The sequence below is a fragment of the Streptomyces sp. NPDC099050 genome (assembly GCF_044759865.1).
Classification (GTDB): Bacteria; Actinomycetota; Actinomycetes; order Streptomycetales; family Streptomycetaceae; genus Streptomyces.
The window spans coordinates 142,828-161,627 of the sequence record NZ_JBIWAE010000003.1; the positions used below are offsets into that span (position 1 = coordinate 142,828).

An 18,800-nucleotide genomic window follows, 5' to 3' on the forward strand; every position below is an offset into this window, starting at 1 on the left:
CGTGGTCGAGCAGCACACCCCGCGATCCCTGATCGTCACGTTCTACGGCGCCTACGGGCGGGCCTTCGCCGGCCCGGTCCCGGTGTCCGCGCTGGTCCGCCTGCTGGGCGCGGCCGGCGTGGACGCTCCGTCCGTCCGCTCGTCGGTGTCCCGGCTGAAGCGGCGCGGCTTCCTGCTGCCCGCGCGGACCGGGGACCGGGCGGCGGCGTACGAGCTCTCCGCTGAGGCGCGCCGGCTCCTCGAGGACGGCGACCGGCGGATCTACGGAGCCACCCGCCCGGCGGAGTCCCATGAGTGGCTGCTGGCCGTCTTCTCCGTCCCGGAGCAGGAGCGGGCGAAGCGGCACCTGCTGCGCTCCCGGCTCGCCGGGCTCGGCTTCGGCTCGGTGGCGCCCGGCGTGTGGATCGCCCCGGCGCAGCTGGACGGGGAGACCCGCCGCACCCTGGAGCGGCTGCACCTGACGGCGTACGTGGAGCTCTTCCGGGGCGCCCACCTGGGCTTCGCCCCGACGGCGGAGTCGGTGGCCCGCTGGTGGGACCTGGCGGCGCTGGCCAAGCAGCACGAGGAGTTCCTCGACCTCCACGAGCCCGCCCTGCGCGCCCTGCGGGCGGACGCGGCCGAGCCCACCCCGGAGGCCGCCTACCGCGGCTACCTCCTCGCCCTGGACACCTGGCGCCGGCTCCCGTACGCCGACCCGGGCCTGCCCCGCGAGCTGCTCCCCGCGGACTGGCCGGGCGACCGCTCTGCGGCGGTCTTCGCGGAGCTGCACGAGCGGCTGCGGGACCTGGGGGCCGGCTTCGTGGAGCCCTGACCCCGGCGAAGCGAGCGGGAAAAGGGGTGTACCGCGCGCCGGGACCGGGGTGATCATGTGCCATGACGTGGACCTTCACCCCTGACCTGGCGGCCTGGCTGGCCGCCGTGCGCCCCGCCGTGGCGGCGCAGCCCGTACCCAACACCCAGCTGGTCACGGTCATCGACGCGCTGGAGCGGCAGGGCCCGCACGCCTTCGGGTCCGAGCCGCCCTTCTTCGGCTCGTGGACCGGCGCCGACGGGCGGGTCGCGGGGGCCGTGGTGCAGTGCCCGCCGCACCCGCTGCTGATCGGCGCACTGCCCGCCGAGGCGGTCCGGGAGCTGGGGGCCGCGCTCACCGCCGAGCCGCTGCTCGCCGGGGTCGACGCGCTCAACGCCCGCCGCGAGGACGCGCGGGAGCTGGCCGCCACCTGGGGGAAGCCCACCGAGGTGGTGGAGGAGAACCGCCTCTACCGGCTCGCCGGGCTCATCGCCCCCGCTCCCGCCCCGGCCGGGCGCGCCCGCCCCGCCGGGGAGGCGGACCTCCCGCTGCTCCTGGAGTGGGTGACCGCCTTCAAGCAGGAGTCCGGCGAGGGCGGGGCCGCCTCCGAGGAGGCCCTGCGCGACCGGATCTCGTACGGGGGCATGCTGCTCTGGGAGGACGCCGGGGCTCCGGTCTCGCTGGCCGGGTTCTTCCGCCCGGTCGGCGCGGTGACCCGGATCGGGCCGGTCTACACCCCGCCGGAGCTGCGCGGGCGCGGCTACGCGGCCGGGGTGACGTACGCCGCGACCGAAGCGGCGCACGCGGCCGGGGCGCGGGAGGTGCTGCTCTTCACCGACCTGGCGAACCCCACCAGCAACGGCGTCTACCAGCGGCTGGGCTACACCCCGGTCGAGGACCGGGTGGAGGTCGCGCTGAGATGACCGGGCGCGAGGAGCCGCTCGAACCGCTGCAGCCACTCGAACCGCTGGAGCCCCTGGAGCCGCTGGAGCCGCTCTGGATGCTGGCCGCGAACGTCGTCCTGTGGCGCCGCCACGGCGAGGGCGGCCAGGGCCAGCGCCCGGGCACCCGGATGTTCAAGGGCGGCTCCAAGGTGTACGTCCACTACCGGACGAACGGCTGGGAGGAGTGCCAGGTCATCGGCCGGCCCCGGCACGGCCGCCCGTACCGCCTGGCGTTCGTGGCCAGCCGCCACCTGTACGGCTTCCGGCCCCGCCTCGTGCGGAGCCCGGCCGTGCTGCGGGCGGCCGCCTCTTCCGATTTCGGGGGCTTCCGGGACGAGGCCGAGGCCCGCGAGGACGCCGTGGCGATGGAGCACCTCGCCTGGGAGCTCCGCTCCGGTGCCTGGCCCGACTGGCCGCATCCGGAGCCCTGCCACTGCCACGAGTGCCTGACCCTGCGGCCCCACCGCTAGGCGGCGGCTGTCCCGCTACCCCCGCCCCGTGGGCGGCTTGCGGCTGCCGGCGCGGTAGGGGGCGGGCCAGGGCGCGGCCGGGCCGGTGTAGGCCTGGTCCGCGGCCGCGTGCAGGGTCCAGTGGGGGTCGTAGAGGTGGGGGCGGCCGAGGGCGCAGAGGTCGGCCCGGCCGGCCAGCAGCAGGGAGTTGACGTCGTCCCAGGAGGAGATCGCCCCGACGGCGATCACGGGGACGTTCAGGGCATTGCGGATCCGGTCGGCGTACGGGGTCTGGTACGCGCGTCCGTACTCGGGGGTCTCCTCCGCCACCACCTGGCCCGTCGAGACGTCGATGGCGTCGGCTCCGTGGGCCGCGAAGGCGGCGGCGATGGCCACCGCATCCTCGGCCGAGGTGCCGCCTGGCGCCCAGTCGGTGGCCGAGAGGCGCACCGTCATCGGCCGGTCCTCGGGCCAGACGGCGCGGACCGCGTCGAAGACCTCCAGCGGGAAGCGGAGCCGGTTCTCCAGCGAACCGCCGTAGGCGTCGGTGCGGTGGTTGGTCAGCGGGGAGAGGAAGCCGGAGAGCAGGTAGCCGTGCGCGCAGTGCAGTTCGAGCAGGTCGAAGCCGCTCGCCGCGGCCCGGACGGCGGCGGCGGCGAACTCGGAGCGGACGGCGGCGAGGTCGGCGGCGCCCAGAGCCCGGGGCACGGCCGAGACGCCGGGCCGGTAGGGCAGCGCGGAGGCGGCCGTCAGGGGCCAGTTCCCCTCGGGCAGCGGGGCGTCCATGCCCTCCCACATCACCCGGGTCGAGCCCTTGCGGCCGGAGTGGCCGAGCTGGACGCCGAGCGCGGTGCCGGGCGCCGAGGTATGCACGAAGTCGGCGATCCGCGCCCAGGCGGCCGCCTGTTCGGCGGAGTAGAGGCCCGTACAGCCCGGGGTGATCCGGCCCTCGGGGCTGACGCAGACCATCTCGGTCATCACCAGGGCGGCCCCGCCCAGGGCCCGCGCGCCGAGGTGCACCAGGTGGAAGTCGCCGGGCACGCCCTCGGCGACACCGCCCTCGGCCGAGTACATGTCCATCGGGGACACCACCACCCGGTTGCGCAGGGTCAGCCCCCGCAGGGTGAACGGCGTGAACATCGGCGGGGTTCCCGGCGCGTCCGGGCCGCCCTCAGGAGCCTCGGGGCAGCCGAAGTCACGCTCCACCGCGCCCGTGAAGCGCGGATCGCGCAGCCGCAGGTTGCCGTGGGTGACCCGCAGGCTGCGGGTGAGGAGGTTGAAGGCGAACTGCCGGGCGGGCTGCTCCACGTACCCGGCGAGTTCCTCGAACCACCGCATGCTGGCGGCCGCCGCCCGCTGGGTGGAGGCCACGGCGGGCCGCCGTGCGGCCTCGTACGCGGCCAGCGCGGCCGGGACGTCCGTCTCGGACTCCACCGCCCGCGCCAGCGCGAGCGCGTCCTCCACCGCCAGTTTGGTGCCGGACCCGATCGAGAAGTGCGCGGTGTGCGCGGCGTCGCCGATGAGCACCGTGTTGGCGTGCGACCAGCGGGCGTTGACCACCGTACGGAACTGCGTCCAGGTGGAGCCGTTGCCGCGCAGCGGCCGTCCCCGCAGGGCCTCGGCGAAGATCTTCGCGCAGCGCGCCGCCGATTCCGCCTCGTCGCAGAGGTCGAAGCCGGCGCTGTGCCAGACCTCCTCGCGCATCTCGACGATCACGGTCGAGGAGTCCGCCGCGTAGGGGTAGGCGTGCAGCTGCATCACCCCGTGCTCGGTCTCCGCGATCTCGAAGCGGAAGGCCTCGAAGGCGAAGTCGGCGGCCAGCCAGATGTACCGGCACCGCCCGCCCGTCAGCGTGGGCCCGTAGTGCTCGGCCGCGGCCTCCCGGGTCGGGCTGTGCACCCCGTCGGCGGCGACCACCAGGTCGTACGAGGCCGCGAGCGTCCCCGGTTCGGGCGCCCGGGTGCGGAAGTGCAGCCGGACCCCGAGGCCCGCGCAGCGTTCGTGCAGGATCTCCAGGAGCCGGCGCCGGCCGAGCGCGGCGAACCCGTGGCCGCCGGAGGTGAGCAGCCGGCCGCGGTGCACGATGTCGATGTCGTCCCAGCGGACGAACTCGGCGCCCAAGGCCGAGTAGACCACGGCGTCGGCCGCTTCGATGCCGCCGAGGGTCTCGTCGGAGAGGACCACGCCGAAGCCGAAGGTGTCGTCGGGGGCGTTCTTCTCCCACACGTCCACCGCGTGCCCCTGGCGGGCCAGCAGCGCGGCGGCGTACAGCCCGCCCGGGCCCCCGCCGACCACGGCGACCCGCAGGGCGGCGTTCTCCCGGCCGGTGCTCGTCGCGCCGGTGCTCATCGCGCCGGTGCTCATCGGACTACCTGCCCTTCCACTGGGGCGGCCGCTTCCCGGTGAAGGCCGCGTGGAACTCCCGGTAGTCCTCGCCGTTCATCAGCAGGGCCTGGGTGTTCGCGTCGAGTTCCACCGAGGCGGCGAGCGGCATGTCCAGCTCGGCGGTCAGCAGTGCCTTGGTCTGCGCGTACGCGAGGGCCGGACCGGCGGCGAGGTGCGCGGCCAGCTCCGCCGCGCGTACGGAGGCCTTGCCCTCCTCGGTGACCTCGCTGAGCAGCCCGATCCGCTCGGCCTCCGGCGCCCTGACCTGCTCCCCCAGCATCAGCAGCCGGGTCGCGTGCCCGAGTCCGACGACCCGGGGCAGCAGGTAGGCGGCGCCCATGTCCCCGCCGGAGAGGCCGACCCGGGTGAAGAGGAAGGCGAAGCGGGCGGTGGGGTCGGCGATGCGGAAGTCGGCGGCGAGGGCGATGACGGCCCCGGCTCCGGCGGCGATCCCGTGGACGGCGGCGATGACCGGGAAGGGGCATTCGCGCAGGGCGCGCACGACCTGTCCGGTCATCCGGTTGAAGTCGAGGAGCTGGGCGGTGTCCATCGCGAGGGTGGCGCCGATGATCTCGTCGACGTCGCCCCCGGAGCAGAAGCCGCGGCCTTCGCCGCCGAGCACGAGGGCGCGTACAGACCGCTCCCGGGACAGTTCGGCGAGCAGGTCGCGCAGGTCGGCGTAAGCGCCGAAGGTGAGCGCGTTGAGCTTCTCGGGGCGGTCGAGGGTGACGGTGGCGACGCCGTCGCGCCGGTCCACCCGGAGGTGGTTCCAGCGTTCGGTCGCGGGTGTGGAACCGAGGAAGGGACTCACCCTCCCGAAGGTATCACCGGCCCATGACTGTCGTCAGGGAAGCGCGATAACTTCTGGCCGGTGTCCGGGCCCGGGCGCCACACGCGCCGAAGGTCCCCCGCCGGTGTGCCCGACGTCCCTTGCGCTCACGTCGGGGTGCCCTACGGCAGAACATTTTCACTTCGTATCGTTGAAAGCAGGATTTCCCCCGCCGCACCCCGTACGACCCCACCGCGGCCCCCTGCGATCCCACGGAACGGACGGTCCTGCCTTGCCCGACACCTCCGCCTGGCGGATAGCCCTGCCGCACACGACCGCGGCCGTACCCATCGCCCGCGCCCTCGTCCGTACGGCCCTCGCCGACATCGACGCACCCGCCGACAGCGACACCGCCGAACTCCTCACCGCCGAACTGGTCGCCAACGCCGTGGAGCACACCCCCGGCGACGCCCCCATCGAGCTCGTCGTGGAACTGCTGGCGAACGGCTGCCAGGTCGAGGTCCACGACGGTGACCCGCAGCCCCCCGCCGACCTGACCGCCCCCGGCCGGGACGACGCCCACCCCGACCCCTGGCAGGAGCACGGCCGCGGCCTGCTGCTGATCCGGACCCTGAGCTCGGCCTGCGGTCACCGCGCCACCCCGCACGGCAAGGCCGTGTGGTTCACCCTGCCGTCCCGGCCGGCGCTCTAGCGGCGTCCGGCCCCGCCGCATGACTATGCGGCCGGCCCCGCGAGGGTCGCGACGAGCACGGCCTTGATGGTGTGCAGCCGGTTCTCCGCTTCGTCGAAGACGATGGAGTGCCTGGACTCGAACACCTCGTCCGTCACCTCCAGCGACTCCAGCCCGTGCCGCTCGTGGATCTCCCGGCCCACCTTGGTGCCGAGATCGTGGAACGCCGGCAGGCAGTGCATGAACTTCACGTCGGGGTTCCCGGTGGCGCGCAGCACGTCCATGGTGACGGCGTACGGGCTCAGCGCCTCGATCCGCTCGTCCCATACCTCCTTGGGCTCCCCCATCGACACCCAGATGTCGGTCACCACGAAGTCGGCCTGCCCGACGCCCTGCGCGAGGTCCTCGGTGAGGGTGATCCGGGCACCGCTCGCGGCCGCCAGCTCGCGCGCCGCGGCCACCACCGGGGCGGCCGGCCAGTAGTGCTCCGGCGCCACGATCCGTACGTCCATGCCCAGCAGCGCGCCCGTCACCAGGTACGAGTTGCCCATGTTGAAGCGGGCGTCGCCGAGGTAGGCGAAGGCGATCCGCTCCAGCGGCTTGGCGCAGTGCTCGGTCATCGTGAGCACGTCGGCCAGCATCTGGGTGGGGTGCCAGTCGTCGGTGAGGCCGTTGAAGACGGGCACGCCCGCGTGGGCGGCGAGCTGGTCGACGGTGTCCTGGGCGTCGCCCCGGTACTGGATGCCGTCGAACATCCGGCCCAGCACCCGCGCCGTGTCCCGGACCGATTCCTTGTGTCCCATCTGGGAGCCGGCGGGATCGAGGTACGTGGTGTGGGCGCCCTGGTCGGCGGCGGCGACCTCGAAGGCACAGCGGGTGCGCGTGGAGGTCTTCTCGAAGATCAGGGCGATGTTCTTCCCCACGAGGCGGCGCCGCTCGGCCCCGGCCTTCTTGTCCGCCTTGAGTGCGGCGGCGAGCTCGACCAGGCCGCGGAACTCGGCGGCGGTGAAATCGAGCTCCTTGAGGAAACTGCGGCCGACAAGATCGGTGGCCATGGGGGCGCTCCAGAGTCACGGTGACAGGGGATGCTGGAAGTCTATACGACGGCTTGCATTGATATACAGAGCCTTGGTGGACCGATCCGGCCTCCCGGCCTCCCGGCACCCGCTTCCCGCTTCCCCCGCGCCCGCGCCCCGGCCGGCTAGGCCACCGCGTCCCGCTCGACCGGGCAGCTCATGCAGCGCGGCCCGCCCCGTCCCCGCCCCAGCTCGCTTCCCGGAATCTCGATCACCTCGATGCCTTGCTTGCGCAGGTGGGTGTTGGTCGTGACGTTCCGCTCGTACGCGACGACCACGCCCGGCTCCACGGCCAGCACGTTGCAGCCGTCGTCCCACTGCTCCCGCTCGGCGGCGTGCACGTCCTGGGTCGCCGTGAGCACCCTGATCGCGTCCAGCCCGAGGGCGGCGGCGATGGCCCGGTGCATGTGCTCCGGCGGGTGGTCGGTCACCTTCAGCTCGCTCGGCCCGCCGCCGGGCTCGATCGTGTAGGAGCGCAGCATGCCCAGGCCCGCGTACTGGGTGAACGTGTCCGCGTCGACCATCGTCATCACCGTGTCCAGGTGCATGAACGCACGCCGTTTGGGCATGTCGAGCGCCACGATCGTCGTCGCCGACCCGGCGGCGAACAGCCCGCGCGCCAGCATCTCCACCGCCTGCGGCGTGGTCCGCTCGCTCATCCCGATCAGCACCGCGCCGTTGCCGATGACCAGGACGTCGCCGCCCTCGATGGTGGAGGGGTAGTCGGCCTGCCCCTGCGACCAGGTGTGGAAGGGCCCGGAGCCGGTGAAGAGCGGGTGGTGCTTGTAGATGGCCTCGAAGTGCACGGTCTCGCGCTGCCGGGCCGGCCAGCGCATCGCGTTGATGGACACCCCGTCGTAGATCCAGGCGGAGGTGTCGCGGGTGAAGAGGTGGTTGGGCAGCGGCCCCAGCAGGAAGCCGTCCAGGTCCAGGGCGTGGAAGCGGACCGACACCGGCTCCGCGTGCCGCTCCAGGAACTCCCGCTTGGTCATCCCCCCGATCAGCGACTCGGCCAGGTCCGCCGAGGCCAGTCCGTCGAAGACCGCCCGTAGGTGGTCGGTGGCGAGCGGACCGTACTCCTTCTCGTCGAAGACCCGGTCCAGGACGAGGTGTCTCGCCTCCGGGATGTCCAGGGCCTCGATCAGCAGGTCACCGAAGAGATGGACCTCCACGCCCCGGTCGCGCAGGACGTCGGCGAAGCCGTCGTGCTCCTGGCGGGCCCGGCGCACCCACAGCACGTCGTCGAAGAGCAACGCGTCCTTGTTGCTCGGTGTGAGCCGCTTCAGCTCCAGGTCGGGCCGGTGGAGGATGACGCGGCGAAGCCGCCCGGTCTCGGAATCGACATGGAATCCCATGCCGTACACGTTCGCAGACCGGGCGGCCTTTTGACGTGGCGTCGGCCCAGGGCGTCTCCAGCGGGTCCGTCCCGCCGGCTCCGACGGCGGGCGCGGGCCCGGCGGTTCAGCGCAGGCCGAGCAGGGCCTCCGGGGTGCCGGTGAGGTCCGGGGCGATGACGCCCAGCGCGGGGGCGGTCACGTTCGGCAGCCCGTAGTTGGACGCGTCGGGCATCGTCAGCGGGGAGCCGACGAGCAGTCCCGGGGTGCGGGTGCGCACGGTGGTCGCGGGTGCGTCCAGCGAGCCCTCGCCGTCCGTCTCGGGCTTTCCGGCCAGGTTCGGCACCGGGGAGGTGAGGAGGGTGTTCCCGAGCTCGGTGCCGATCGGCACCGCCGGCAGCAGCGGGTTCGGCAGCATGTCGCCCTTGTGGAAACGGGGCGCCTCGGGCGCTCCGACCACCGGCACCGGCACTCCGGTGGCCAGGTGCGGGACGTCCACGCCGAGCGTGGTCCGCACCGCGTCCAGGGGGACTCCCACCGGCACCGCGTCGGCCATGGCCGGGGTGGCCGCGCCTGCCGCGGCCATACAGGTCATGAGTGCCGCAATGCTTCCGCGCGCGGTCATCTTCATAGGTGACGTTCCGTCCTTCCAGGGTCGCGGACATTCCGCTGCCCTGGATGAACGATCCCGCCGGTGGTTTTCCCGGAGTTCTCCGCGAAAGTTCCCCCATACGACCTAATGAGCGGCCGTACGGGGGCCCTTCCTTGACGCCTTCGGCCCGGGCGCAGGCACCCGGGCCGACGCCCGGGCCGGCGCTTCAGAGCCGCGGGTCCACCGGCTCCGACTCCAGCGCGAGGACGGCGAAGACCGCCTCGTGGACCCGCCACAGCGGCTCCCCGCCCGCCAGCCGGTCCACGGCCTCCAGGCCGAGCGCGTACTCGCGCAGGGCGAGCGAGCGCTTGTGCCCGAGGTGGCGTCCGCGCAGCCGCTCGAGGTGGTCCGGACGCGTGTACTCGGGACCGTAGATGATTCGCAGGTACTCCCGTCCGCGCACCTTCACGCCCGGCTGTACGAGCCGGCCCTTGCCGTCCTTGGCGTACGCCTGGAGCGGTTTGACGACCATGCCCTCGCCGCCGGCCGCCGTCAGCTCCAGCCACCAGTCGGTGCCCGCCCGTACCGAGGCCTCGTCGGCGGTGTCCACCAGGATCCGGCCGGTGCGGCGCAGCAGTCCGGTCCCGGCGGCCTCGTCGGCGGCGACGAGCCGGTCCAGCCAGAACAGCTGCTCGTCGTGGGGTACGGCCGCCAGCGAGCGGCCGGCCGCCGCCAGCAGCTGGAACGGGGCGAACCGTACGCCGTCCAGCCCGTCGGTGCTCCAGCAGTAACGCCGGTACGCCTCGGTGAACTTCACCGCGTCGGCGGCCCGCCCGCGCTGGCGCTCCAGCAGCTCCCCGGTGTCGACGCCCCGGGCCGAGGCCGCCTCCAGAGCGGCGATGGCCTCGGGGAACACGGCGCCGGAGGCCGCGCCCACGGCGGCGTACTGGTTGCGCAGCAGGCCGCCGGACTTCAGCGACCAGGGCAGCAGTTCGCCGTCGACGAGCAGCCAGTCGGTGTCGAGTTCCTCCCACAGCCCGGCGTCGGTGACCGACGAGCGGAGCCGGGCGAGGACTTCCTCGGTGACCTCGGGGTCCTTGAAGAAGGGCCGTCCGGTGCGCGTGTACACGGACCCGGTGGGGCCGTCGACCCCGAACCGCTCCCGCGCCACTCCGGCGTCCTTGCAGATCAGCACGGTGGCGCGGGAGCCCATGTGCTTCTCCTCGCAGACGACCTGGGCGATGCCGTCCTTGCGGTACTGCGCGAAGGCCTCGGCGGGGTGCTCCAGGTAGCCGTCCTCGTGCGAGGTGGCCGTGGGCGCCATGGTCGGCGGGAGGTACGGGACCAGGCGCGGGTCCACGGCGAAGCGGCTCATCACCTCCAGGGCGGCGGCCGCGTTCTCCTCGCGGACGTTGACGTTGCCCAGGTGCCGGGTCTCGACGATCCGTCGGCCGTGGACGTCGGCCAGGTCGAGCGGACGTCCGTCATGTCCGCCGGGGACCTCGGTGACGAGCGGCTTGACCGGCTCGTACCAGACCTTTTCGGCCGGTACGTCGACCAGTTCGCGCTCGGGCCAGCGCAGGGCGGTCATCCTCCCGCCGAAGACGGCTCCGGTGTCGAGGCAGATGGTGTTGTTGATCCAGGTGGTGTCCGGGACCGGCGTGTGGCCGTAGACCACGACGGCCTTGCCGCGGTAGTCCTCGGCCCACGGGTAGCGCACGGGCAGCCCGAACTCGTCGGTCTCGCCCGTGGTCTCCCCGTACAGGGCGTGCGAGCGCACCCGCCCGGAGGTGCGGCCGTGGTACTTCTCGGGCAGCCCGGCGTGACAGACCACGAGCTTGCCGCCGTCGAGGACGTAGTGGCTGACCAGGCCCTGGATGAAGGCGCGGACCTCCTGGACGAACTCCTCCGGCTCCCCTTCGAGCTGCTCGATCGTCTCGGCGAGGCCGTGGGTCCGCTGGACCTTGGAGCCCTTGAGATAACGGCCGAGCTTGTTCTCGTGGTTCCCGGGCACGCACAGGGCGTTGCCGGAGCCGACCATGCCCATCACCCGGCGCAGGACGCCGGGACTGTCCGGGCCGCGGTCGACGAGGTCGCCGACGAACACGGCGGTGCGGCCCTCGGGGTGGGCGCCGTCCTCGTAGCCGAGCTTTCCGAGCAGGGTCTCCAGCTCGGAGGCGCAGCCGTGGATGTCTCCGATGATGTCGAAGGGGCCGGTGAGGTGGGTGAGGTCGTTGAACCGCTTCTCCAGGACCACCTCGGCCGACTCGACCTCCTCGGGCGTGCGCAGCACGTGCACCTTGCGGAAGCCCTCGCGCTCCAGTCCGCGCAGGGAGCGCCGCAGGTCGCGGCGGTGGCGCTGAATGACGGCGCGCGGCAGCTTCGCCCGCTCGGGGCGGGCCGCGTTGCGTTCCGCGCAGACCTCTTCGGGCAGGTCGAGAACGATCGCGATGGGCAGCACGTCGTACGCGCGGGCGAGCTGGACCAGCTGCCGGCGGGACTCCGCCTGGACGCTGGTGGCGTCGACCACGGTGAGGCGGCCGGCGGCGAGCCGCTTGCCCGCGATGTAGTGCAAGACCTCGAAGGCGTCCTTGCTGGCGCTCTGGTCGTTCTCGTCGTCGGAGACCAGGCCCCGGCAGTAGTCGGAGGAGATGACCTCGGTGGGCTTGAAGTGCGTGCGGGCGAAGGTGGACTTGCCCGAACCGGTGGCGCCGATCAGGACGACGAGGGACAGGTCGGTGACGGGAAGTACGCGCTTGCGGTCGGTGGTGGAACTGGTGCCGGTGCCGGTGCCGGTGTCGGTTTCGGTTTCGGTTTCGGTTTCGGTGTCGGTGTCGGTGTCGGTGTCGGTGTCGGTGGTCATGCTGCCTCGCCCTCCTTCGGGGTGTCGGTGCCGGTGGTGGTGTTGTTCAGGGTGAAGACGGCCATCTGGGTCGGCGGGCCCACCTCGGGGTCGTCGTCCCCGACGGGCAGGTACGCGACGGTGTAGCCGTGCCGCGCGGCGACGTCCCCGGCCCAGGCCCGGAACTCCTCGCGGGTCCACTCGAAGCGGTGGTCGCCGTGCCGGACGTGCCCGGCGGGCAGCGTCTCCCAGCGGACGTTGTACTCGACGTTCGGAGTGGTCACGAGGACCGTACGGGGGCGGGCCGAGCCGAAGACCGCGTACTCCAGGGCGGGCAGCCGCTCCGGGTCCAGGTGCTCGATGACCTCGCTGAGCACGGCCGCGTCGTAGCCCACGAGCCGCTTGTCCGTGTACGCGAGCGAGCCCTGCGTCAGGCGGACGCGGGAGCTCTGCCGCTCCCCCATCCGCTCCAGCCGCAGCCGCTTGGCGGCGATGTTCAGCGCCCGGACGGACACGTCCACGCCGACGATCTCGGTGTACGCCGGGTCCTTCAGCAGCGCCTGCACCAGCTGGCCCTGGCCGCAGCCCAGGTCGAGGACGCGGGCCGCACCGGCCGCGCCCAGCGCGGCGAGGATCGCCTCGCGGCGCAGCACGGCGAGCGGTACGGGCTTCTCCTCGGTGTCGCTGGACTCGTCCACGGCGTTGTCGAGCTCCTCGACCTCGCTGCCGTCGGCCTCGGCGAGGCGGACCAGCTCCAGGCGCTCCAGGGCGTCCTGGGTCAGGCGCTTGTGGCGGGCCAGGTAGCGGGAGGTGATCAGCCCGCTCTCCGGGTGCTCGGCGAGCCAGCCGTCCCCGGCGCGCAGCAGCTTGTCCACCTCGTCGGAGGCGATCCAGTAGTGCTTGGAGTCGTCGAGGACGGGCAGCAGGACGTACAGGCCGCGCAGGGCGTCGGAAAGGCGCAGCTCGCCCTCCAGGACGAGGCGTACGTACCGGGAGTCGCCCCACTCCGGGAAGGTCTCGTCGAGCGCGACCGGGGTGGCCGTGACCGAATCCCAGCCGAGCGGGCCGAACAGCCGGCGCACGAGCTCCGCACCGCCCCGGGCGGGCAGGACCGGGATCTCGATGCGCAGCGGGCGCACCTCGTCGGGCAGCTCGGGGCGAGCCGCGCACTGCCCCTTGAGCGCGCTGCGGAACACGCCGCTCAGGGCGACGGCCAGCAGTGAGGAGGCGGCGTAGGGGCGGTCGTTGACGTACTGCGCGAGCGCGGCGTCCGGGGTGCCGCCCTGGCCCTTGCCCTGGCCGCGCCGCACGAGCGCGACGGGATCCACCTCCAGGAGCAGGCCCGCCGTGCACCGCTCGTCCGTGGCTTCGGGGTAGAAGACGTGGGCGGTGCCGTGGGAGGTGGAGAACGCCTGCGTTCTACCGGGGTGCTTGTGCAGCAGGAAGCCCAGGTCGGTGGCGGGTCGCTCGGGGGAACCGGTGGTGGAGATCGTCAGGAACACACGAGCGATTGTCGCTGGTCACCGGTGGTGGGCGCGCCCCATTTTCCGGCGGCGCCCACCACCGGAGCATGCGCGGCGCCATCGCCGTCAGTCGGTGTCCGTGGCCGCCAGGATGGCGAGGCGCAGGCCGTCCGGCGAGAGGGCCGCGATGCCGTAGTCGTCGCCGTCGTGGTGGAAGAACGCGGAGTCCGCGCGGAAGTGGAACCAGGTGTACTGCTCGGCGAGGCGTTCCACCTCGCCCGCGCTCGCGTCGAACGGGAGGCCGCACAGGCCCGCGAGCGAGCGCCATGCCTGCAGCCGGCCCCAGGCCCCGTACCTGCCCGAGTTGTAGAAGCCGCCCATGGAAGCCGTGGCGAAGAGCAGGGACCAGATGTCGCCCACCGGGCGGGCGGCTATCTCGTAGCCGGCGGCGGGGCCGAGGTCCGCGACGCACTCCATGGGCAGGGTGGGGAGCAGGGCGGGCACCTGGGCGGGGGCGATGGGGCGGTCGGCCCGGAAGACCCAGGCCTCGGCGTAGCCCCAGTTGTCTTCGGCGGCGGTGACGATGAGGTCGTGCTCGTCCACCGTCACGGAGTTGCGCAGCGGGGATGCCCCGGGCGGCCGGGGGGTCGGCGGATCCAGCCGGCCGTGCCCCGGCAGGCCGCTCTTCACGCCCGAGGACGAGCCGTTCACGGTATGGCGCGTGAAGTCGGGTTCGGTCTCGAGAGGACGCCGGCGGTCGGGGAGCCAGGCCAGGGGATGGTACGTCTCCGAGCCGGGGCTCAGGGCCGGGAACACGTCCGGGTCCGCCCCGCGCAGCAGCAACTCGTGGAACAGGCACCTCCGCAGCTCGCGGAGCCAGTGGTCCTCGGCGGTGCCGGCGAAGACCGTCCGGGCGAGCACCTCGGCCGACTGGTGCTGGGCGAGCATCGTCGCCATGAGCGGCAGTTCGGCTGCCATGGATCCGGCGGCGGCCTCCTGTTCGCCGAGCAGCCGGAGCAGCAGCTCGACGCTGTCGCGGCCCGGGGTCGTGGTGAGGAGCCGCCTGAGGTAGGCGAGGCCGGTCCCGTGGATCCGGGCGGCCCGGGAGGCGGCCGCGTAGCGGGTGCTGAGGTCCGACCCCAGTGTGCGCAGATGGGCGAGGTCGCCGGCCAGGGCGTGCTGGAGGGCCTCGTCCTGCGAGATGTACTCGGGCTCGCCGTTGCTGGTCGTCAGGTCGTTCGCCGCGTCGTCGTTCACGGTGCGCCAGCCTAGCCACGGGGTGAACCGGCGCATCGGTGGGACCGGTTGGGTCGGGTGGGTCGGGTGCACCGGTTGAACCGGTTGGGGCGGGTGCACCGGTTGGATCGGGTGCACCGGCGGACCGACTGGACCGGTCGGCCAGTGCACCGGTTGGATCGGGTGCACCGGCGGACCGGCTGGACCGGTCGGCCAGGTCGGACCGGGCTACTCGGGCTCGCAGTGGCGGACGATGGACGCGATCACGTCGTCCAGCCCCTGCCCGGCGGCTTCGGGCGGCAGCACGCCGCTCGCGGCCAGGCCGATGTATCCGTGCAGGGGCGCGAAGACCGTCAGCGTCACGCGTTCCAGCTGCCCTTCGCGCACCTCGCCCCGGCGCTGCCCCTCGGCGACCAGTTCGAGGAACTGGCCGCCCCACAGCTGGGCAGCCGCCCCCAGTGCCGCCGACGCCTCGGGGCTGTGCTTGGCCGAGAACATCAGGTCGAGCAGCGCGGCGTTGCCCGTGGCGAAGCCGACGTAGGTGCGGGCCACGGCGTCCAGCTGCGCGGCGAACGTCGCGCCCGCTCCGTCCCGCGCGGTCGAGATGGCCTCGACGAGCCGCTCGAAGCCGACCAGCGCCAGGGAGTCCAGCAGGGCCTGCTTGGTCTTGAAGTGGCGGCTGGGCGCACCCGGGCTCACTCCGAGGTCGCGGGCCAGTTCCCGCAGGGAGAGCGCGCCCGCGCCCCGCTCGCGGACCGTCTGCTCGGCCCGGTCGAGGAGGGCGGCGGCGAGGTCTCCGTGGTGGTACGGGCGCTTCTTCATGCCCTCAGCCTATCCACGCGCTGATCACATTGTATGCGTTGCCTACAATGTAGACAGCGCATACATTAGGAGAAGGGACCCCCTTGCCGGACCCCTCGCCGGCCTCCCTGCCGGACCCCCCTTGCCGGCCCCCCTCCCCGAGGAGCACTCATGTCACACAAGCCCGTCGGCATCACCGTTCCCGACCTCTCCGGAAAGCGCGCCGTCGTCACCGGAGCGAGCGACGGCATCGGGCTCGGGATCGCCACCCGGCTCGCCGCGGCCGGCGCCGAGGTCCTCCTGCCCGTACGCAACCCGCGCAAGGGCGAGACGGCGATCGCCAGGATCAGGCAGACGGTCCCCGCGGCGAAGGTCCTGCTGCACTCGCTCGACCTGTCCGCACTCGACTCGGTCGCCGCCCTCGGCGAGACCTTGCGGGCGGAGGGCCGGCCGATCCGCGTCCTCGTCAACAACGCCGGCGTGATGACCCCGCCCGACCGGCAGACGACCACCGACGGGTTCGAGCTGCAGTTCGGCACCAACCACCTCGGTCACTTCGCCCTGGTGGCCCACCTGCTGCCGCTGCTGCGCGCCGGACGGGCGCGCGTGACCTCGCAGATCAGCGTCTCCGCCAACAGCAACTCCATCAACTGGCAGGACCTGAACTGGGAACGCTCCTACAAGGGCAGTCACGCCTACAGCCAGTCGAAGATCGCCTTCGGGCTCTTCGGCCTCGAACTCGACCGGCGCAGCCGAGCGGGCGGGTGGGGCATCACGAGCAACCTCTCGCATCCCGGCGTCGCCCCGACCAGCCTGCTCGCCGCGCGCCCCGAGATCGGCCGCGCCAAGGACACCGTGGGCATCAAGGTGATCCGCGCCCTGTCCGCGCGCGGCATCCTGCTGGGGACCGTCGAGACCGCGCAGCTCCCGGCCCTCTTCGCGGCGACGGCGGACACGGCGCAGGGATCCCGCTTCTACGGACCGAGCGGCCCGGGACACCTCGGCGGCCCCCCTGCCGAGCAGCGGCTCTACTCGCGTCTTCGCGGAACCGAGGACGCGCAGCGCGTGTGGAACGCCTCCGAGGAACTGACGAAGGTCTCGTTTCCCGCCGTGCGAAGGGGGGTTGAAGGGTGATGACGTATCCATCATGACAGGTCAGAGGCCGTTTTCGTAGGACGGACGGCACAGCCGATCACCCTTGTCCGGGGCTCTGCGCGGCTCGCAGAATCTCCCTCATGAATTCCACGGAGAACATCAATCACGACGCCGTGCTGCGCGCCCGGGTGGCGCTCCTCGGATCGGGCACGCTGCCCGTCCGGGAGCGGGTGGCCGCCTATCGCGTCCTCGTCCAGGTGAGTCCGTTGGCCTATCTGCCCCTGCTGGCCGTCGCGTTGTACGCGTACAGCCGTCAGGAGTTCGCCCATCGGCCCGGCATCGCGCTCGCCCTGCGCGCCGAGTCCGTCGACGCCGCGCGCCGGATGTGCGCGCTGGAACCCGGGGAGACCCAACTGCTGCTCAGCTCGCTGGTGCACTACCGCGAACGGCTGCTCCTGACGGAACCTCCGGAGGAACTGGCCGCCGTGGAAGCCGAGATGAGCGCGCTCGCGGCCTCGGGCGGTGGATCGCCGGGCGTGCGCTGGGACCTCAGCGGATCGTAGCGGCCAGCTCGGCGATGCGGTCGGGGCCGATGCGGCAGCAGCCGCCGACGAGGCGGGCCCCGGCCCGGTACCAGGCGGCCGCGGGCCAGCGGGCCGGGGCGGCCGGAGCCCGCCAGGTGGCGGTGGCGGGCTCCCAGACCGAGCCGTCGTTGGGGTAGGCCAGCAGCGGTTTGGCGGTGACGGTGGCGGCCGCTTCGAGGGCGGGCAGCACCTCCGCCGGGTCGCAGCAGTTCACGCCGACGGCGATGACCTGCGGTGACCCGGCGGCCAGGGCGAAGGCCTCGGGCAGGGGCTGCCCGGCCCGGGTGCGGCCGCCCGCCACCGTGTAGCTCAGCCAGGCGCGGGCGCCGGTCTCCGCCAGCACGGTGAGCAGGGCTTCGGCCTCGGTGGCGTCCGGGACGGTCTCCAGCGCCAGGACGTCGGGGCCCTCGGCCAGCAGCGCCGCGATCCGGGGCCGGTGGAAGTCGGCCAGCTCCCGCACGCTCAGGCCGTACCGGCCCCGGTACTCGGAGCCGTCCGCCAGCACCGCCCCGTACGGGCCCACGGACGCGGCGACCCACACCGCGTGTTCGGCGGCCCGGGCCGCCGAGTCGGCCAGCCGCACGCTGCGCCGCAGCAGGGCCGTCGTACGCTCCGGGCCGTGGCCGCGCCGGGCGAAGGCGGCGTACCCCACCTGGTAGCTCGCGGTGATCAGCACCTCGGCGCCGGCCCGCGCGTAGGCGGTGTGGGCGGCCGCCACCTGCTCCGGGCGCTCGGCGAGGACCCGGCCGGTCCAGAGGCCGCCGGACAGGTCGCAGCCCTGGTCGGCGAGCTGGTTGCTCAGCCCGCCGTCCAGGAGCACGGTCCGCCCGCCGGGGCCGGCCAGGGCCTCGGCGAGCGATCGCGGCGCGCGGGGCACGGTCGCCGTCCCGTCAGCCGAGCTGGGTCTGGACCCGGGAGGAGATCAGCTCCAGGTGGTCCAGATCGCCGAGGTCGAGCAACTGGAGGTAGAGGCGGGAGGAACCGACGGCCCCGTAGGCCGCGATCCGCTCCACCACCTCGTCCGGGGAGCCGGCCAGGCCGTTGGCCTTGAGCTCCGCCACGTCCCGGCCGATCGCGGCGGCCCGCCGGGCCACCTCCGCGTCGTCCTTGCCCACGCAGACGACGAGGGCGTTGGAGTAGACGAGGTCGCCGGGCGCACGGCCGGCCTCCTCGGCCGCCGCGCGGACCCGGCCGAACTGCCGCTCGCTGTCCGCGATCGAGGCGAAGGGCATGTTGAACTCGTCCGCGTACCGGGCGGCGAGCCGCGGGGTGCGCTTCGCCCCGTGGCCGCCGATCAGGACCGGGATCTTCTCCTGGACCGGCTTGGGCAGCGCCGGGGAGTTCTCCACCTGGTAGTGGACGCCCGCGTAGTCGAAGGTGGCGCCGGGCTTGGTGGCCCACAGGCCGGTGACGATCGCCAGCTGCTCCTCCAGGCGGGCGAGGCGCTCGGCCGGGAAGGGGATGCCGTACGCCTTGTGCTCCTCCTCGAACCAGCCTGCGCCCAGGCCCAGTTCGATCCGGCCGCCCGACATCTGGTCGACCTGCGCGACCTGGATGGCGAGCACGCCGGGAAGCCGGAAGGTGCCGGCCGTCATGAGCGTGCCCAGCCGGATCCACTTCGTCTCGCGGGCCAGGCCGGCCAGGGTGATCCAGGCGTCGGTGGGACCGGGCAGACCGTCGGCCGCGCCCATGCGCAGGTAGTGGTCCGAGCGGAAAGATCCGGTTACCTTGCTACCCATACCGTAGCAC

General features: G+C 73.2%; 16 protein-coding genes and 1 pseudogene. 6 read left to right on the forward strand and 11 right to left on the reverse strand.

What is annotated here, in order from left to right; translation table 11 throughout:
- Position 1 precedes the first annotated feature (1 nt).
- The 3 genes from ACIQV3_RS06615 to ACIQV3_RS06625 all read left to right on the forward strand — a co-directional run bounded on the left by ACIQV3_RS06615 (position 2) and on the right by ACIQV3_RS06625 (position 2,204).
- Positions 2-811, forward strand: a complete 810-nt coding sequence (locus tag ACIQV3_RS06615) for a PaaX family transcriptional regulator C-terminal domain-containing protein (RefSeq protein ID WP_403710378.1) — start codon at positions 2-4, stop codon at positions 809-811.
- A 62-nt stretch (positions 812-873) separates the two neighbouring features.
- Positions 874-1,713 (forward strand): GNAT family N-acetyltransferase, encoded by an 840-nt coding sequence (locus tag ACIQV3_RS06620; protein ID WP_403710380.1) that lies wholly within the window; start codon positions 874-876, stop codon positions 1,711-1,713.
- Positions 1,710-2,204, forward strand: a complete 495-nt coding sequence (locus ACIQV3_RS06625; RefSeq protein ID WP_403710382.1) for a hypothetical protein — start codon at positions 1,710-1,712, stop codon at positions 2,202-2,204. The genes ACIQV3_RS06620 and ACIQV3_RS06625 overlap by 4 nt, the downstream gene beginning before the upstream one ends.
- Positions 2,205-2,219: 15 nt before the next feature.
- On the opposite strand, the gene ACIQV3_RS06630 is transcribed toward ACIQV3_RS06625, so the two are convergent.
- Positions 2,220-4,547: a bifunctional salicylyl-CoA 5-hydroxylase/oxidoreductase gene (locus ACIQV3_RS06630; protein WP_403710384.1), complete on the reverse strand. Its 2,328-nt coding sequence runs from the start codon at positions 4,545-4,547 to the stop codon at positions 2,220-2,222.
- Between the two features lie 4 nt (positions 4,548-4,551).
- The gene (locus ACIQV3_RS06635; RefSeq protein WP_403710386.1) at positions 4,552-5,379 is read right to left on the reverse strand and encodes an enoyl-CoA hydratase family protein; all 828 of its coding nucleotides are present in this window, start codon (positions 5,377-5,379) and stop codon (positions 4,552-4,554) included.
- Positions 5,380-5,629: 250 nt separating this feature from the next.
- Here ACIQV3_RS06635 and ACIQV3_RS06640 point away from each other — a divergent pair, with 250 nt between their 5' ends.
- On the forward strand, positions 5,630-6,049 hold the full coding sequence (locus tag ACIQV3_RS06640; protein ID WP_403710388.1) for an ATP-binding protein: 420 nt from the start codon (positions 5,630-5,632) through the stop codon (positions 6,047-6,049).
- A gap of 23 nt (positions 6,050-6,072) precedes the next feature.
- On the opposite strand, the gene argF is transcribed toward ACIQV3_RS06640, so the two are convergent.
- From argF to ACIQV3_RS06675, 7 genes are all read right to left on the reverse strand, one after another.
- A complete protein-coding gene (argF, locus tag ACIQV3_RS06645) occupies positions 6,073-7,083 on the reverse strand; it encodes an ornithine carbamoyltransferase (protein WP_403710390.1) in 1,011 nt (336 codons plus the stop codon).
- Between the two features lie 146 nt (positions 7,084-7,229).
- Complete coding sequence (locus ACIQV3_RS06650; protein ID WP_389439067.1) at positions 7,230-8,459, reverse strand: arginine deiminase; 1,230 nt, start codon at positions 8,457-8,459, stop codon at positions 7,230-7,232.
- 106 nt (positions 8,460-8,565) lie between these two features.
- On the reverse strand, positions 8,566-9,033 hold the full coding sequence (locus tag ACIQV3_RS06655) for a hypothetical protein (protein ID WP_403710392.1): 468 nt from the start codon (positions 9,031-9,033) through the stop codon (positions 8,566-8,568).
- Between the two features lie 223 nt (positions 9,034-9,256).
- Positions 9,257-11,893: a polynucleotide kinase-phosphatase gene (locus tag ACIQV3_RS06660; RefSeq protein ID WP_403710394.1), complete on the reverse strand. Its 2,637-nt coding sequence runs from the start codon at positions 11,891-11,893 to the stop codon at positions 9,257-9,259.
- Positions 11,890-13,374, reverse strand: a complete 1,485-nt coding sequence (locus ACIQV3_RS06665) for a 3' terminal RNA ribose 2'-O-methyltransferase Hen1 (RefSeq protein WP_403710396.1) — start codon at positions 13,372-13,374, stop codon at positions 11,890-11,892. Before ACIQV3_RS06665 ends, ACIQV3_RS06660 begins: the two co-directional genes overlap by 4 nt.
- A gap of 87 nt (positions 13,375-13,461) precedes the next feature.
- The gene (locus ACIQV3_RS06670) at positions 13,462-14,592 is read right to left on the reverse strand and encodes a DUF6183 family protein (RefSeq protein WP_403710398.1); all 1,131 of its coding nucleotides are present in this window, start codon (positions 14,590-14,592) and stop codon (positions 13,462-13,464) included.
- Between the two features lie 207 nt (positions 14,593-14,799).
- Positions 14,800-15,393: a TetR/AcrR family transcriptional regulator gene (locus tag ACIQV3_RS06675; RefSeq protein ID WP_403710400.1), complete on the reverse strand. Its 594-nt coding sequence runs from the start codon at positions 15,391-15,393 to the stop codon at positions 14,800-14,802.
- Positions 15,394-15,543: 150 nt separating this feature from the next.
- Here ACIQV3_RS06675 and ACIQV3_RS06680 point away from each other — a divergent pair, with 150 nt between their 5' ends.
- The gene (locus ACIQV3_RS06680) at positions 15,544-16,506 is read left to right on the forward strand and encodes an SDR family oxidoreductase (RefSeq protein WP_403710402.1); all 963 of its coding nucleotides are present in this window, start codon (positions 15,544-15,546) and stop codon (positions 16,504-16,506) included.
- 101 nt (positions 16,507-16,607) lie between these two features.
- Positions 16,608-17,030, forward strand: a complete 423-nt coding sequence (locus ACIQV3_RS06685; RefSeq protein ID WP_403710404.1) for a hypothetical protein — start codon at positions 16,608-16,610, stop codon at positions 17,028-17,030.
- On the opposite strand, the gene mmuM is transcribed toward ACIQV3_RS06685, so the two are convergent.
- Together mmuM and ACIQV3_RS06695 are read right to left on the reverse strand one after the other, a co-directional pair.
- Positions 17,017-17,928, reverse strand: a complete 912-nt coding sequence (gene mmuM / locus ACIQV3_RS06690) for a homocysteine S-methyltransferase (protein ID WP_403710406.1) — start codon at positions 17,926-17,928, stop codon at positions 17,017-17,019. The two genes, ACIQV3_RS06685 and mmuM, sit on opposite strands and share 14 nt — an antisense overlap.
- Positions 17,929-17,941: 13 nt before the next feature.
- Positions 17,942-18,766, reverse strand: a pseudogene (locus ACIQV3_RS06695) (TIGR03560 family F420-dependent LLM class oxidoreductase); the annotation flags it as partial.
- Between the last annotated feature and the right edge of the window lie 34 nt (positions 18,767-18,800).